This window comes from Streptomyces canus (assembly GCF_041435015.1).
Classification (GTDB): domain Bacteria; phylum Actinomycetota; class Actinomycetes; order Streptomycetales; family Streptomycetaceae; genus Streptomyces; species Streptomyces canus_G.
Genome location: NZ_CP107991.1, coordinates 25,533 through 38,873, shown reverse-complemented (window position 1 = coordinate 38,873; position 13,341 = coordinate 25,533). Strand labels below are relative to the sequence as shown.

The 13,341-nt window shown below is 67.4% G+C and carries 14 protein-coding genes and 4 pseudogenes; 8 read left to right on the top strand and 10 right to left on the bottom strand.

The annotated features are described in order from the left end of the window. Positions 1-3: 3 nt before the first annotated feature. The 3 genes and pseudogenes from OG841_RS48235 (at position 4) to OG841_RS48225 (ending at position 2,474) form a co-directional block, all read left to right on the top strand. Positions 4-1,110 (top strand): phosphotransferase family protein, encoded by a 1,107-nt coding sequence (locus OG841_RS48235; protein ID WP_328643821.1) that lies wholly within the window; start codon positions 4-6, stop codon positions 1,108-1,110. 196 nt (positions 1,111-1,306) lie between these two features. Then, positions 1,307-1,840, top strand: a pseudogene (locus tag OG841_RS48230) (transposase); the annotation flags it as partial. A gap of 97 nt (positions 1,841-1,937) precedes the next feature. Continuing rightward, a complete protein-coding gene (locus OG841_RS48225) occupies positions 1,938-2,474 on the top strand; it encodes a hypothetical protein (protein WP_328635796.1) in 537 nt (178 codons plus the stop codon). On the opposite strand, the gene OG841_RS48220 is transcribed toward OG841_RS48225, so the two are convergent. Both OG841_RS48220 and OG841_RS48215 read right to left on the bottom strand, forming a co-directional pair. Then, positions 2,431-3,081, bottom strand: coding sequence for an IS5 family transposase (locus tag OG841_RS48220; RefSeq protein WP_331723828.1), 651 nt, complete (start codon positions 3,079-3,081; stop codon positions 2,431-2,433). The two genes, OG841_RS48225 and OG841_RS48220, sit on opposite strands and share 44 nt — an antisense overlap. A 26-nt stretch (positions 3,082-3,107) precedes the next feature. Continuing rightward, positions 3,108-3,167: pseudogene (locus tag OG841_RS48215) on the bottom strand (transposase); the annotation flags it as partial. A 320-nt stretch (positions 3,168-3,487) separates the two neighbouring features. Here OG841_RS48215 and OG841_RS48210 point away from each other — a divergent pair. Continuing rightward, positions 3,488-3,565, top strand: a pseudogene (locus tag OG841_RS48210) (transposase); the annotation flags it as partial. 96 nt (positions 3,566-3,661) lie between these two features. Here OG841_RS48210 and OG841_RS48205 read toward each other — a convergent pair. Further along, entirely contained in the window at positions 3,662-4,390 is a 729-nt protein-coding gene (locus OG841_RS48205; RefSeq protein ID WP_331723827.1) for an SDR family oxidoreductase, read from the bottom strand. A 75-nt stretch (positions 4,391-4,465) separates the two neighbouring features. Here OG841_RS48205 and OG841_RS48200 point away from each other — a divergent pair, with 75 nt between their 5' ends. Together OG841_RS48200 and OG841_RS48195 are read left to right on the top strand one after the other, a co-directional pair. Beyond that, positions 4,466-4,843, top strand: a complete 378-nt coding sequence (locus OG841_RS48200) for a MerR family transcriptional regulator (RefSeq protein WP_328643819.1) — start codon at positions 4,466-4,468, stop codon at positions 4,841-4,843. 887 nt (positions 4,844-5,730) lie between these two features. Then, positions 5,731-6,050 (top strand): annotated as a pseudogene (locus OG841_RS48195) (transposase); the annotation flags it as partial. A 30-nt stretch (positions 6,051-6,080) separates the two neighbouring features. Here the strand turns inward: OG841_RS48195 and OG841_RS48190 are convergent. Next, complete coding sequence (locus OG841_RS48190) at positions 6,081-7,037, bottom strand: helix-turn-helix domain-containing protein (RefSeq protein WP_331723826.1); 957 nt, start codon at positions 7,035-7,037, stop codon at positions 6,081-6,083. Positions 7,038-7,249: 212 nt separating this feature from the next. Between OG841_RS48190 and OG841_RS48185 the strand changes: the two genes are divergently transcribed. Both OG841_RS48185 and OG841_RS48180 read left to right on the top strand, forming a co-directional pair. Beyond that, entirely contained in the window at positions 7,250-7,597 is a 348-nt protein-coding gene (locus OG841_RS48185) for a hypothetical protein (RefSeq protein ID WP_328643817.1), read from the top strand. A 430-nt stretch (positions 7,598-8,027) separates the two neighbouring features. Next, a complete protein-coding gene (locus OG841_RS48180) occupies positions 8,028-8,249 on the top strand; it encodes a hypothetical protein (protein WP_371571387.1) in 222 nt (73 codons plus the stop codon). A 118-nt stretch (positions 8,250-8,367) separates the two neighbouring features. Here the strand turns inward: OG841_RS48180 and OG841_RS48175 are convergent, their stop codons facing one another. The 6 genes from OG841_RS48175 to OG841_RS48150 form a co-directional block, all read right to left on the bottom strand. Next, a complete protein-coding gene (locus tag OG841_RS48175; RefSeq protein WP_371571385.1) occupies positions 8,368-8,922 on the bottom strand; it encodes a GNAT family N-acetyltransferase in 555 nt (184 codons plus the stop codon). A 302-nt stretch (positions 8,923-9,224) separates the two neighbouring features. Then, positions 9,225-10,322 (bottom strand): ABC transporter permease, encoded by a 1,098-nt coding sequence (locus tag OG841_RS48170; RefSeq protein WP_331723162.1) that lies wholly within the window; start codon positions 10,320-10,322, stop codon positions 9,225-9,227. After that, positions 10,319-11,251, bottom strand: a complete 933-nt coding sequence (locus OG841_RS48165; protein WP_331723163.1) for an ABC transporter ATP-binding protein — start codon at positions 11,249-11,251, stop codon at positions 10,319-10,321. Before OG841_RS48165 ends, OG841_RS48170 begins: the two co-directional genes overlap by 4 nt. A 4-nt stretch (positions 11,252-11,255) precedes the next feature. Then, positions 11,256-11,693 (bottom strand): GntR family transcriptional regulator, encoded by a 438-nt coding sequence (locus OG841_RS48160; protein WP_328643813.1) that lies wholly within the window; start codon positions 11,691-11,693, stop codon positions 11,256-11,258. Positions 11,694-12,033: 340 nt separating this feature from the next. Further along, positions 12,034-12,207, bottom strand: coding sequence for a hypothetical protein (locus OG841_RS48155; protein ID WP_328643812.1), 174 nt, complete (start codon positions 12,205-12,207; stop codon positions 12,034-12,036). A 343-nt stretch (positions 12,208-12,550) separates the two neighbouring features. Then, positions 12,551-13,333, bottom strand: a complete 783-nt coding sequence (locus OG841_RS48150; protein ID WP_371571380.1) for a hypothetical protein — start codon at positions 13,331-13,333, stop codon at positions 12,551-12,553. Between the last annotated feature and the right edge of the window lie 8 nt (positions 13,334-13,341).

Sequence of the window (13,341 nt, the reverse complement as noted above, 5' to 3'; positions counted from 1 at the left end):
AACGTGCCCAACGAAGACGACGCCAACGACGAGTTCGTATGGCTGGCCAAGCAATCCGGCACGGCTAGCGGTGGCCATCACAACCGCAACTATGTACTACCCCTCACTCAACGCATGGCACAACTCATCGGCAGAGAACAAGGCACCCGTGTGCTGGTACGGGTCCCCAGGGCCGACGCCATCCCGGTAGTCATCAGGACCTGGGAGAACGAAGCAGATCTCCTGGGCGCCCTCAAGGATTTACTACCCCATGTACCGCGCTACCTGGCCAGAACCGCGACAGCGACCGTACTCAGCTATGTAGAGGGCACCTCACTGTCCCGCCTGTGCCCCGATGGCAAACCCGTCGATGCTCTGCACATCGCGGACCTGGCCCAGCTCCTGGCCCAGACAACTTCGGTACGCAGGGAAGCACTGCCCCCGTTGCCCTCTTGCTGGCCCCGCGATGACGAAGACAGCCAGGGCTACCTGCGCACGCTGATGGAGTTGGCCGACCGCCAGATCCGTCAGCCGAGTTGGTCGGTTTACGGCGGGCTTTTCATGGCGCTCGGGATCCGGGAAGACGTCCTGGTCCACCTTGCCGAATATGTGCCTGCCATGACGCGTCGACCGTACAGCTTGCTTCACGGAGATCTTCACCGGGACAACGTGGTCGTCACAGAACATGACGGCGGCCCTCGCCTGATCGCCGTTGATTGGGAACTCGCAACCTACGGCGACCCCATTCACGACCTCGCCACACACCTGGTCCGCATGCGGTATCCAGAGTTCCAACAGAAGAGTGTGATTGCCGCGTGGTCTGAAGCTGTTGGGTCGGTCAAGCCGGCCGCAGCTCATGGTCTGGACGAAGATCTGCCGCACTACATCGCCTTCGAGCAGGCTCAATCAGTCTTCCCGGACATCATAAGAGCTGCGAAATCACTGGAAGAAGGCCTGTATCAGGGCCGCTCTGCAGATGAGCTCCTAGACGAGGCCGTGGGGGCTGCACTCCGGGCGCTGGAAGCGGGCGCCGAGCCTCTCGGCCTGCACGAGGTTCCCAGTGCGGCCACGGTGGGGGATGTCCTGCACCGATGGCAGGTGTGCCGCTCCGACCGACGTGAGGTTCCGTGAACGGTGCCGTTGACGCGAACAGCCCGTCGTTTCGTGACCGTGGGCGAGCCTTGATGGTCGCCTTTCTGGTCGGGGCTGGCCACTGATGTGACCGGCACCCGCGGCGGCGGGGCAAGCCGCTGGGCGCATACCCCGAGGACCCCTGCGATGTCGGCCGGTTCCATCTCCGTCACGCCAGGCCAGGACCGCTCAACTGCGCGGAAGACGCGCGGCGGCTCGTGGAGCCTGGCTCGTCTTCGAGGACGAAGCCGAATTCTCCATGACGCCGCCGCAGGCGAAGACCTGGTCACAACGCGGACACACGCCGGTGGTGCGGGTCCGCGGCCGTTCCCGCAGACGGATATCCATTGCCGCGCTGACCTGCTACAAACCCGGCCACCGCTCAAGGCTGATCTACCGGCCACGCAGAGACGACGGCCGACGCGACGGGCGCCAAAGCTTCTCCTGGCGCGACTACCGGGACCTGCTGATCGCCGCCCACCAGCGGCTCGGCGGCCCGATCGTCCTGGTCTGGGACAACCTCAACGTCCACAAAGCCGCCGACCTGCGGCAGTGGGCGGCAGCCCGGGAGTGGTTCACCGTCTACTACCTGCCGCCCTACGCAAACGACCTCAGCCCCGTCGAAGGCATCTGGTCTCTCCTGCGACGCGGATGGCTCTCCAACGTCGCCTGCAGGACCCCCGAACACCTCGACCAGCGCATCCGACGTGGCTTAGAAGCTGTTGTCTTTTCGGGCGTGATCGGTGCGTTTCCGCTGGTCGGGGATAGCAGTGGTGATTCCGTGGGAGTCGTGGCCTGTCGGGTCGTCGCTCCCCGGGAGGTCACGAATGCCGTCCGTCGTCGGACTGCTGGAACAGCACGAGGTCGCCGCTCGCCGTCGAGTCGACGGGCTGCGGGAGGAGGCCGACCGCATCCAGGCCGAACTGGCCGCGGCCGAGCAGGAATGGCAGGAGTGGGCGATTGCCCGCAGGCGGGTCGACACGGTGCTGGCTCCGGACGGCGGCAACACCGCCGGCACAGAGGTCACTGAGGAAGCGCGGGATGCGGACGCGCCGCCGGAACCCCGGGACGCGGCGAAGCCGAAGTCGCAGGTTCCGGTGTGGCGCCAGGGGCTGGCCTGGTCGGTGCTGTCGGTCGACTACCAGCGCATCCTCACGACGCTCGCAGACCGGGACCGGCTCCATCAAGGGCCGCTGACCTGCCAGGAGATGGCCCAAGCGTTCGGCATGGACGTGGTGCCGGCACGAGTGGAGGCACTGCGGTCGAAGGCGAAACGCCTGGTCGCGCGGGGCTGGCTGGCCGAGCGGCAGCCGGGCCGGTTCACCCTCGCGGCAGGCGTGACCGGGCCAGGCGGCGCGTCATGAGCAGGGTCATCGACCAGTAGACCATCGCCTCGGCGCTGGCCGTGCGCCGCTCGAAGTCGCGCACCAGACGGCGGCTTCGCATCAGGTGGGCGAAGAACCGCTCGACGATCCACCGCTTGGGCAGCACCACGAAGCCGCGCATGTCGTCGCTGCGTTTCACGATCGCCAGGACCAGCGCGAGCGTGGCCAGGCAGTGCTCGACCAGGCTGCCGGTGTAGCCGCCGTCGGCCCAGACCAGTTCCAGCCGGTGGTGCACGTCGGCGACCTGCCCAAGCAGGCCCTGGGCGGCGATGCGGTCACCGGTGTCCGCGGCGGTGACCATCACACCCAACAGCAGGCCGAGCGTGTCGACCACGACATGCCGCTTGCGCCCGTTGACCAGCTTGCCGCCGTCGAAGCCCCGGCTGTCCGCGCCGACCACCGCGTCCGCTTTGACGGACTGCGAGTCGATCACCGCGGCCGTCGGCTCCGCATCCCGCCCCAGTTCCTCGCGGGCCCTCGCGCGCAACCGGTCGTGGAACTCCTTGACCAGAGCGTTGTCCCGCCAGCGGCGGAAGAATGCGTAGACGCGGTCCCACGGAGGAAGTCGGCGGGCATCGCCCGCCACTTGATCCCGTTGTCCACGAGATACCGGATCGCATCGAGCATCGCCCGGTGGCAGTACCCCTCCGGCCGGCCTCCCCGGCCGCGCATCCAGCCCGGCACCGGCAGCAGCGGGCAGACCGCGGCCCACTCTCCGTCCGTCATGTCGGTCGGGTAGCGAGGCTGCCGCTTCCCGTTGTCGGCGGCGTTTCCGAACCGGTGAGCCAGGCAGTCACACTCCCAGGTGACCGCGCTGGACTGCCCGGCCATCGGCACGCAAGACTGCTGCACCAGGGCCTCCTGCTGCTCGGTGATTCGACACCAACGAGCTGTTCAGGAGGCCCTGTTCGTATGCGCCCAGCGTCCCGCGACCACCCGATCGGGACTCCCGTTCGACGCGCATCCCTCAAGATCGAAAAGACAACAGTTTCTTACGCCTCATCCAGTACCGCAGTCACCTCATAGACGGCTGCCTCGCCGAGACCGGCCTGACCATCGGACCCGCCTGATCAGCGACACGACACCACGAGTTCAACCTCAAGTAGAGGAGTTCGAGCAGCCGATGGAGAAGCAGCCGCCGAAGTCCGGTCGGCCCGAGGGGCCTCTCAGGCCGCCATCAGCGCCGCCAGGGCGCGGTCCATTGCGGCGTTGAACTCTTCCGGCGTCAGCGGCAGACGGGACTTGACGTCCCGGCTCCACTGGTCGGCGAGGACCTCGGCGGAGCCCGCCTCGACACCGTCGAGCGCCGCGTCGGCCAGGTCCGACGGAGCGATCTTGTCCACGGGCCAGCCCGCCGCCATGTCGGTGTCGGCCAGGCCGAGGTGCACCGCCGTCACAAGCGTGCCCTGTTCGGCGAGCTCCAGGCGGACGCCGTTGGTCATGGCCCAGGCGGCGGCCTTGGTCAGGTGGTAGGCATTGGCGCCCTTGCCCCCGAACCAGGACATGGCGGAGAGGACGTTGACGATCGCGCCCCCGCCGTTCCTGGCGAGCGCCGGCGCGAACTCCCGGATCATTCCCAGGTGGCCGAACATGTTGGTCTCCAGCTCGTGCCGCACCGCGTCCAGCGAACCGGTCACCAGGTCGGTCCCCGTACTGATTCCCGCGTTGTTGACGAGTAGTGAGACGTCCGGGGCGGCCTCGGCGGTGGCCCTCACGGATGCGGGATCGGTGATGTCGAGGGGCAGCACCTCGACCCCGGGCAGGTCCACGGTCTCCGGTCGGCGGGCCGTCGCGTAGACCTTGCGGGCGCCCCGTTCGAGCAGGCGCTGGGCGAAGGCGCGGCCCAGGCCGCGGTTGGCTCCGGTGACAAGGGCGACGGAGTTGTTGATATCCATGGCCGGTACGCTAAAACCTGACGCTAACGTCAGAGGCAAGTGCGGTCGTCAGGCCTAAGGGTGAGAGGAATCACCATGACTGTCGCAGCGGCCGCAGAGGAGCGGTTGATCCGCATCGGCGAGGTGGCACGAGGTGCCGGCGTCTCGGTGCGCGCCGTGCGCTACTACGAGCAGCAAGGGCTGCTCATCGCGGAGCGCAGCCCGTCCGGCCAGCGCCTGTACCGGCAGGACGCCATCGCCCTCGTGCGCTTCTTCCAGGAGATGTTCGCCGCCGGCCTGACCAGCCGAAGGATCAGCGAACTCCTTCCATGCTGGGACTCCGGGCACACCGACGCCGAGCAACGAGCCATGCTGCGAGCCGAGCGCGAGCGCATCCAGGCCAAGATCGACGACCTGCAGGCCACCCTGGACCACCTCGACGAGGTCATCGCGATCACGGACACGCACCCGTAGGCGCGGTCGGCCAGACGTCTCATCAGCGATCTGACCTCGCTGTCCTGGTTGGGGCGATGAGGAGTCGTTGAGGGGGAACTGTTGTCGGGCGGCCGACGCGATTTTCGGTGTTCGGGCAGGGCGGAGACCAGCGCGGTGGTCTGGCACTCCAGGCTCTTTCCGGTCGTAGGCCGTCAGGGTTTGCCGGTCAGCTGGCAGGACGGTGCAGTGCGGCCATGCGATGGAAGGCCTTGACCCCTGATGTTGAACACACGAGACACTGGATCCTGAGGATCTGAGAACGGACATCTCGTGGTCATGGAGAACTATCCGCCGCAGTTCAAGGCGGACGAACCGTTGACGTTGGGCGGTCAGCCCGCCCCCTTGCGGATACCGCCTGCCTCCGGTGATACCGCGGCCGACGGCCAGCCATCAGCCCCTACGACACCACGAGTTTGCGGGACCGCTGACCGTTGGGGCAGAAATCCCAACTGGCGGCACTACTACTACGGCGCCAACATCGCGCTCTCCGTGGTCTCTTTCCGCAGAATCAAGGCTCTCAAGAGGTTCCGCGCCCGTAGTTGCTGGACTCGCTGGAGAGGCTTCGGCTCTTGCGGCCTCCACGCTGTCGGCGTATACGACCTGATCTACTCGGTGCACAAGTATCGCCAGAACTACCGGTATCTCAGGGACTACAACCAATCCCTCACTTACGCGGGAAGACAGAGGGTGTGTCGCAAGTACACCCACTACCGCGGCCGAGGCCAGTGCGCCTAGAGGCGCTTTACGTCCAAAGGATTGTAAAACGTTCGGTGTAAATTCTGATCAAGGAAGATGCATCGGTGACCAGTGAGAACGTGACCGAGGCCGAGTCCGTCGAGGCAGTTGAGCTGCAGTCGGCGAGGGCGGTGGACCACCAGCTCATTGACGAGCTGGTGGGCCGTACCCAGGCCCAGGGCCTGCAGCTGACGGGTGAGGGCGGGCTGCTCCAGCAGCTGACGAAGCGGCTGCTGGAGTCTGCCCTCGAGGGTGAGATCACCGACCACCTCGGCTACGACAAGCACGATCCGGCTGGGAAACCGGCGGCAACAGCCGCAACGGGACCCGGGCCAAGACCGTGCTCACGGACGTCGGCCCGGTGGAGATAGCCGTGCCCCGCGACCGTGAAGGCTCGTTCGAGCCGAAGATCGTCAAGAAGCGGCAGAAGCGTCTGTCCGGCGTCGACGAATGACCGAATGGCAGAACCGGCCGACAGACGTCACGTTTGGCGAGGGGGTCGGTGCCGCTGCCGCCTTGATCTGTTCTTGGAGATCGGCGAGGCAGAAGCGGTCACGTAGCGGCTGGCTGGGGCGCGGAGCCCGAAGTCGTTGAAGGATTGGAAGTGCCCGCTGCTGTGCCGGTGTGCTGTATGCCGCAAGATGTCGAGCAGTTCTCGTGGTGTCTGGCCAGAGAGGGCTCTGAAGTCTCGGTTCATGTGTGACTGATCGTGGTATCCCGCCCGGCTGGCCAGGTCGGCGAGCGAGTCCAGGCCGGTCGATGCCACTGCCAGGGTCTGATGGAACCTGATGATGCGGGAGAGCGTTTGAGCGGGCAGCCCGATGTGCTCCTGCAGCAGCCCTTGTATGCGGCGCCGGCCAAGGCCGGTGGCCAGGGTCAGATCGCGTAAGGACACGGCGCCGTCGCGATCACGCAGCAGGTTCCATGCCTGGGTGGCAGCAGGTGATGGGGACGTTTCCCCGTGAAGTCGTCGGGTGAGCAGGGCGTCGAGAATTTGCCAGCGGCGAGACCAGTGCGGTGCTGCGGCCAGCTGTTCGGTGGCGTTCGCAGCCCAGCCTGCTCCCATGATGTGGTCCGGGTCGATGACCGTCTTCGCCAGGTGGTGCAAGGGTAGGTTCAGGAGCCGGTATGCGCCGAGCGGCGTGAGTTCGATCTCGACGGCAGATGCGGATCCACTGAAGCCCGCCAGCATGGGCGCAGTCTGGAGACCAGCAATCATCGCAGGCCACGGACTTGGCGACACTCCTTGTTCTGGCCCGCTGTGGATGGTCAGCGGCTGCCCCCATCCCAGAAGCAACGTGACGGCCGCCGAGGGAAGGGTGACCCTCGCGGGCCGCGCGCCGCCCATGCGGTGGCCTCGGTAGCGGATGGCGATGCCGCGTAAGGATGCGGCCGGCAGTCCGGTGTATTCGCCGGGCTGGTCGATCAGTTCGGTCACGGTTGAGGTTCCCCCGCTGTGATTGCGTCTTCATACAAGACTCCCGGCGGTCGGTGCCGAAGGCTAGGGCTTGCTCAGTCACTCGAGCCCTGATCCAGTCGGCGTCTCAAAAAGCGTCATCATCGCTGCTCACGTGCAGGAGTCGTCGAATGTTCCGCACGCTTTCGTGCGCGAGGCTCGCCGGACTAACACCCAGACAAGGAGAGGTCTGAATGCATTCGGTCAAGCGGGTTGCAGCCCGAACGGCTACGGCGATTGCTCTTGGAGCCATCGCACTCACCGTCACCCCCACCAGCGCCTCTGCGATCGAGGCCCAGCCCCAGTACAAGAGCTACAAGTGCGATGACGGGAGGGCCTGCGTCTATGACACTTCCGGACAAGTCTGGAATATGGAACACTGCGGAAATAACCCTATCTACGGCCGCTTCAACTATGCCAAGGCCCACGGCAACAGCTTCAGGGTGTGGTATCGGAACAACACGTGGGATTTCGTCCCGGCATGGAGTGAGCGGACCCTGGACGGCGGCAATTACGTCACGCAAGTGGACGTGTACTGCTAAGCACTGACGACGAAAGCAGCCCCCCTCCAGCTTGAAGGAAGGGGGGCTGCCTTCTTGGCCGACCTCTCTCTTCTCAGCTTGTGCACGTCGGCGATTGGGTCTCTCCGTCGGATTTTCCGAGAAAGCGAGCCTTTTCCATTTTCAGTCTGAGCTGGCCAACTGGAGGGTGAGGACGGCCTGGACGAGGCTCGTGATCCGGGTGGTCGCCGGATCAGCACCATGACCAACCACATGGATACCGAGCGGCTGTTCACGCTATGGGGGCTGCCCATGGCCCTCCAGGCGCTCCGGCAGCCCGAGCTTCACGGCGGCCGCGGCGGTGAGCACGATCAGCGGATCGGAGTCCTTGCCGTAGCGGCTGCCACTTCGCCTTCGCCACCTGCTTGACCACCGGATGGTCCTCCGGCAGCCGCAGGGAACGGCGCTGTTCATGCGGCTCACCGCCGACGCCGCGGAGATCTCACGGCTCGCCGGCCTCGGCTCGACGATTGGCGTCCGTGCCACGCTGCTGGCCGGGGCCGTCGGTCAGTCACTCACCTTCCTGCCTGTTTTCCTTTCGCCGCTGCGCCGGATGCGCGAACTGCCGTCCTACGCTGAGTCGGCGGAAGATGGGCACCCCACTGCCAGCCCGTTGGCGCCGACCGAACCCTGAGAATGAGGTGAGTGCAGCTCGGCCAAAACAGCAGCCCCGAGTACTGCACGAACGACGGCGGTGACGTCCGAACACCAGGAGATGCCGCGGGCCGCTTTCCTCGCCGCGCATCCGCTGATCAGACCAACTGGATGCTGAGCTGGAAACCGAGCTCGCTGAACCCCAGCGCAATTGCCGCCTTCCTCGACGCTGGGATCCTGGCCCGCCATTGAGGCAGAAGGTCCTGCGCGAGTGCATACCGGACCGCGGCGGACCCGGTTGCGCGGGCAAGGCCCTTGCCACGCCAATCAGGCGAAGTCAGCACGCTCACGTGAGCCGTCGAGCTTGGCCATGCGCGATAGCCGGCGGCAGCAACGACCTGACCGTCGACCCGCAGGACGAACGCGGGCGAGGTGATTTCGGCGAGGCCGGCCTCGCCGGCGTCCTCCGGTCCGGCAGCCTGTTCCAGAGCGTCCAGGCTTGCATGACCGGCGGGCAGTTCCTCCACGGACAATTCTGCGGACGCTGAAGGGCGGAAGCCATCGGCCGCGACATAGGCGAGTGCGGCAGGTCCAAGAACCTCACCGATCGGGAGAACTTTCCCGATCGCTTCCGGGTCCGTCAGCTCGTCGGCAGACAGCTCAATCACGGCCTTGCGGATCCGAGCAGCGGCCTCTTCGCTCGGAGCCGTCACGATGGCCGCGCCACCCAAGAGCACGATGCCCGCCCATCCGGGCGGGCAGAACCTAGACGGAGGAGAGACGACGACGCTGACCTCGCCCGCCGCACCGAACGAGACCGGCGCCGACGCGAGTTCCTGCCAGACGTTCGCGCCGCCGCACTTCGTCCAGGGGTACGGCCACGGCCCGTGCGACGTTGCTCCAGTCGTCCTTGGCGTGGCTGAGAAGGTAGTCGCGTCGGCGGCGGTGAGCAGGGGGAGGACCGAAGCCTCACCTGCTCACCGCCTTCGGTGATCGCGGTGGCGCGAACGGCTCCTCAGACGAGCCGCTTACGACCCCAGAAGAAGAGGAACGCCACGATGCCGGCGGTCAGGGCGAACAGAATCGATGCTCCGAACCACTGCATACTGCTCATCTGTGAGATGGGGATGTAGTCGATCGACGCGCCGACGATGTCCGCTTTCTTCATGCACGACGTAGTCGCTTCCTCCCTCAGCGTTGGCGTACACGTGGTCAGGGGGTCGAACAGTTTGCCGCTGCCGCTGACATACGAGGTGTCGAGCCAGTGTGCGTTGCGGGGCACCGAGGGGACGGTGATCGTAGTGCCGGGACTGACCGGCTTGCTGGTGGTTGTGACGATGTCGCCGAGCGACAGCTTGAAGTAGCCCCAGACGGCCTGGAGGGCGACCGTGAATCCGAGGGTCACGACCATGGCCGCCAGCGTGCGGCGCAGGATCACACCGATCAGCACCCCGCCGAACACGGAGAGGAGGGAGAGGGCGACGGGCGCCGGGCCCGTGGTGTTGAAGAACTCCCGGGAGGTCCAGTCGATGTCCGGGTAATGGAGCTTGATGGGGTTCCACCACCAGGCGAACACAGCCGACAGCGTGACCGTGGTCACCGTCACCGCCAGCCCGGTCAGCGCCAGCTTCGTGGCGAGCCAGCGGTTGCGGCTCACGGACTGGGCGGCGATCAGCTTGGCCGTGCCGTTCTCCAGGTCGCCTGCGAGCAGCGGGGCGCCGAGGAGGACACCGAGCATGATGGGTATCGCCGTGAGACCCGTGGTGACGGAAGTGAACGCGCCGATGTAGGGCTTGAACGCCTTCTCCGCGTCGTCGAGGTTCTTGGCGGGAAAGCCGTAGGCGTTGAGGAAGTCCATCATCTGGGCGCGCTGGTGGATCATCCAGGCCGCGCAGAGCACGGTGGCGGCAATCATGGTCCAGAACGCGGCCCGGTGCTGGCGCCAGACCAGCCAGGTCATGCCGCTCAGGCGGGGGCGCCGGGTGGCCTCCGTGGTGCTCGCGTTCCCGGCCCCGTGCCTGGGTCCGTTCTTCGTTGCGTTCATCGTCCCGTTCATCGTCCGGTTCGCCGTCCCGTTCCTGCCGTCGGTCGAGGGGTTGGTGAAGGTGCTCATGCCGCCACCGTCCCGGTGGCGAACGCCTGGCCCTGGACCTGGGCGGTGGGAGTGATCAGCGGTGGCGCGTCGGGTGAGCGGAGATAGGCGAGCAGGAGTTCCTCCATGCTCGGGGCGGCCACCTCCCAGGGGCCGGTGACCGGGCCCTCCGGGCGGATGAGCGCGGTGAACTGCCGTCCGCTGGTCCGGGCCTCGACGAGGGTGTGGTACCCGAGGAAGTCGGGCAGGCCCTCACCCTCCCTGGCCCCGGTGACCACGGTGTGTATGGTCATCAGCTCGTCCACGTCACCGGCGACGCGCACTCCGCCGTCGGAGATGACGAGGAGGAAGTCGCATACGTTCTCCAGCTCGGCGAGTACGTGGGTCGACATCACCACGGTGGTGCCGCGCTCGCCGGCCTCGGCGAGGAGGGTGCCCATGAGTTCGTGGCGCACGACCGGGTCGAGGTCCGACATCGGCTCGTCGAGCAGCAGCAGGTCGGGGCGCTTGCCGAAGGCGAGGGCGACGGCGACGCGGGTGCGCTGGCCGCCGGAGAGGGTGCCGATCTTCGCGTCGAAGGGCACGTTGCCCGCACGGACGATGTCCTCGGCGGCGCGCTGGTCCCAGCCGGGGTTCAGCTCCCGCCCCAGCCGCAGGGTCTCCGCCACGGTGAAGCGGCGGAACAACGGCTTCTCCTGCGCGAGGAAGGCCGTACGCCGGCCGGACTCCACCGAGCCCGGCGCCTCGCCGAACAGACTGAGCGAGCCCTGCGTCGGCTTCAGGACATGGGCCGCGATGTTCAGCAACGTGGTCTTGCCCGCCCCATTGGGGCCGACCAGCCCGCAGATCCTGCCCGCCGGAAGCCGGAAGGTGCAGTCCCGCAGCGCCCAGCCCCGCCGGTAGCGCATCCCCAGTCCGTGTGCCTCAAGCGCCGGCTCCCCCGCGTACATGACGTCACTCACCTGTGCTCCTCGTTGTCCTGACCCCCGCGACCGCCGTGGTCCCGGTGGTGTACTGCTTCTCCAGCGCCGACGCGACCAGCGCGGCCACGTCCTCCTGCTCCAGACCGGCCCCGGCCGCCTTCGCCATCCACGCCAGCAACTCCCCGTACAGCGGCGAGTCGGTGCCCGTCTCGGGGCGGCCCAGCGTGCGGCGTACGAAGGTGCCCTGGCCCGGTCGCGGTTCGACCAGGCCCTCGCGCTCCAGCTCGCGGTACGCCTTGAGGGTGGTGTTCGGGTTGACCGCGCTCGTCTCGGAGACCTCCTTGGCAGTGGGCAGCCGGTCGCCCGGCACGAGTACGCCCAGCCGCAGGGCCTGCTTGGTCTGCTGCACGATCTGCTGGAAGGCGGGGACCCCGCTCCGCCTGTCGATGCGGTACTCCACGGCCACCACTCCCTTCCATCATCATTCCACTAATCACTTAGTGGAATGATGATGGAAGGGAGTGGTGGCAGTTGTCAACGGGGTTCGGGAACGGTCCGGAAACAGACCAGGGGAGAGCAAGGGGGGAAGGACGAGGCGAGGAAGAGGCGAGTGGCGCGTCAGCCCGCAGATGGCCGGGGTGAGGATCGACCCATGCGCGGCTTCGGATTCCCAGGGTTCCGGTCCCGTTCTACGACGGCTGTAGTACTGGTGCCCCACCACACGGGTGCGCCTCGGAGGACGAGGGGTTGCCGGCTCACCTGCGGCCCCGGCGGGCGGCCCGGAACTGTGTGGAAGCCGGGCCGCAGGCTCAGCGAACGGCGATCGGGATGACGATCGCGGCCATGGCGGCCACGGCGGCGATGCCGACGGCCATCGGCCCGCGCGCGGCGGGATGACGGTACGCCAGGTACGCAAGAGCACCGGGGACGAGGACGAAGGCCAGGCCGAGCAGGACGAGAACGAGCAGGGCGAGCGTGGACACAGCAGACCTCTCCCATGGGATCAGGGCATGCGTAGCCCGCATGCGGCGTGGAGCGTGGACCGCTCTCACCCCTTGCGTCGCGGGGTGAGACGCGGACAGGGCCGGGAGTCCTAGGACGCCGGGGGCGAGCCGCGCACCTCTGCGCGGCTATACGAGCGGTGGCGTTCGCCGCCGAGCTCTCGCCTGGGCCCTGAGCTGCACGTTCAGCGTGTGCAGGCAGAGAGCGTCCGGGGCCTTGGCCGGTGTTGGGCCTTCCGCGCAACTCGTCCGCACAGGAGGGGAATCACGCGGGGGGCTGGGTCATTGGGCCGTACCGAAGGAGTTCTGAGCCCGAGTCAGACCATCAGCGGGCAGCCGGGCGGCGCAGCGCTGCGCGGCGCCGCTGTTCGCCAGCGAGCCGTTTGGCCTTGCGCCGGACCCGCTCCCCGAAGACCTCCGGATCGGCGGCGCCGACGGCGGACGCGGCCTCCGTCCAGGTGGTGCCCTCGCCCTCGGCGTACGCGAACACGACCGCCCGCTCCGCCGGGGCCAGCTTGGCCAGCACGGTGTTCAACCGCTCGTCCGCGAACACCGAGGCCACCGTCCAGGAGAGCAGGTCCACGTCCGCGACAACCAGGTCGCGCAGCGACAGTCCGTCGCCGAGATCGGCCTCCAGGGACAGGACCCGGCCGTGCCGGGTCCGCCTCCGCCACACCGGTACCAGCTGCCGGTGCACACAGCGGGCCTCCGCCTTCAGCGCGCCGAGCGCGGTGACCGGCAGGCGCCCGCTGTCCCACAGCGGTTCGCACCAGTCGCCGAGGAGGGCCGTGGACACGGCCTCCCGCCACCGCTGGCTGCGGTGGGTCACGAGCAGCTTGGAGGCGACGTGGTCGACGGCGGCGTCCCTCTCGGCGGACGAGAGGGCGCGGCCCACCTCACGCGACGTCATGCCGTGGACGAAGGACCGGACCAGCAGGGCCTGCACGAGGCCCGGCGGATCGTCCACGCCCTTCTTCTCCAGGTAGAGGGGCGTGACGCGGCGCTTGCCTGCCGGCTCTACCAGGCGGATGCCGTCCGGGGTGGTGCTGACGAGCCGGGGCCTGTCTTCCACGCGGCGTCCAGGGACGGCGACAACCATGATGGTCACTGCTTGCT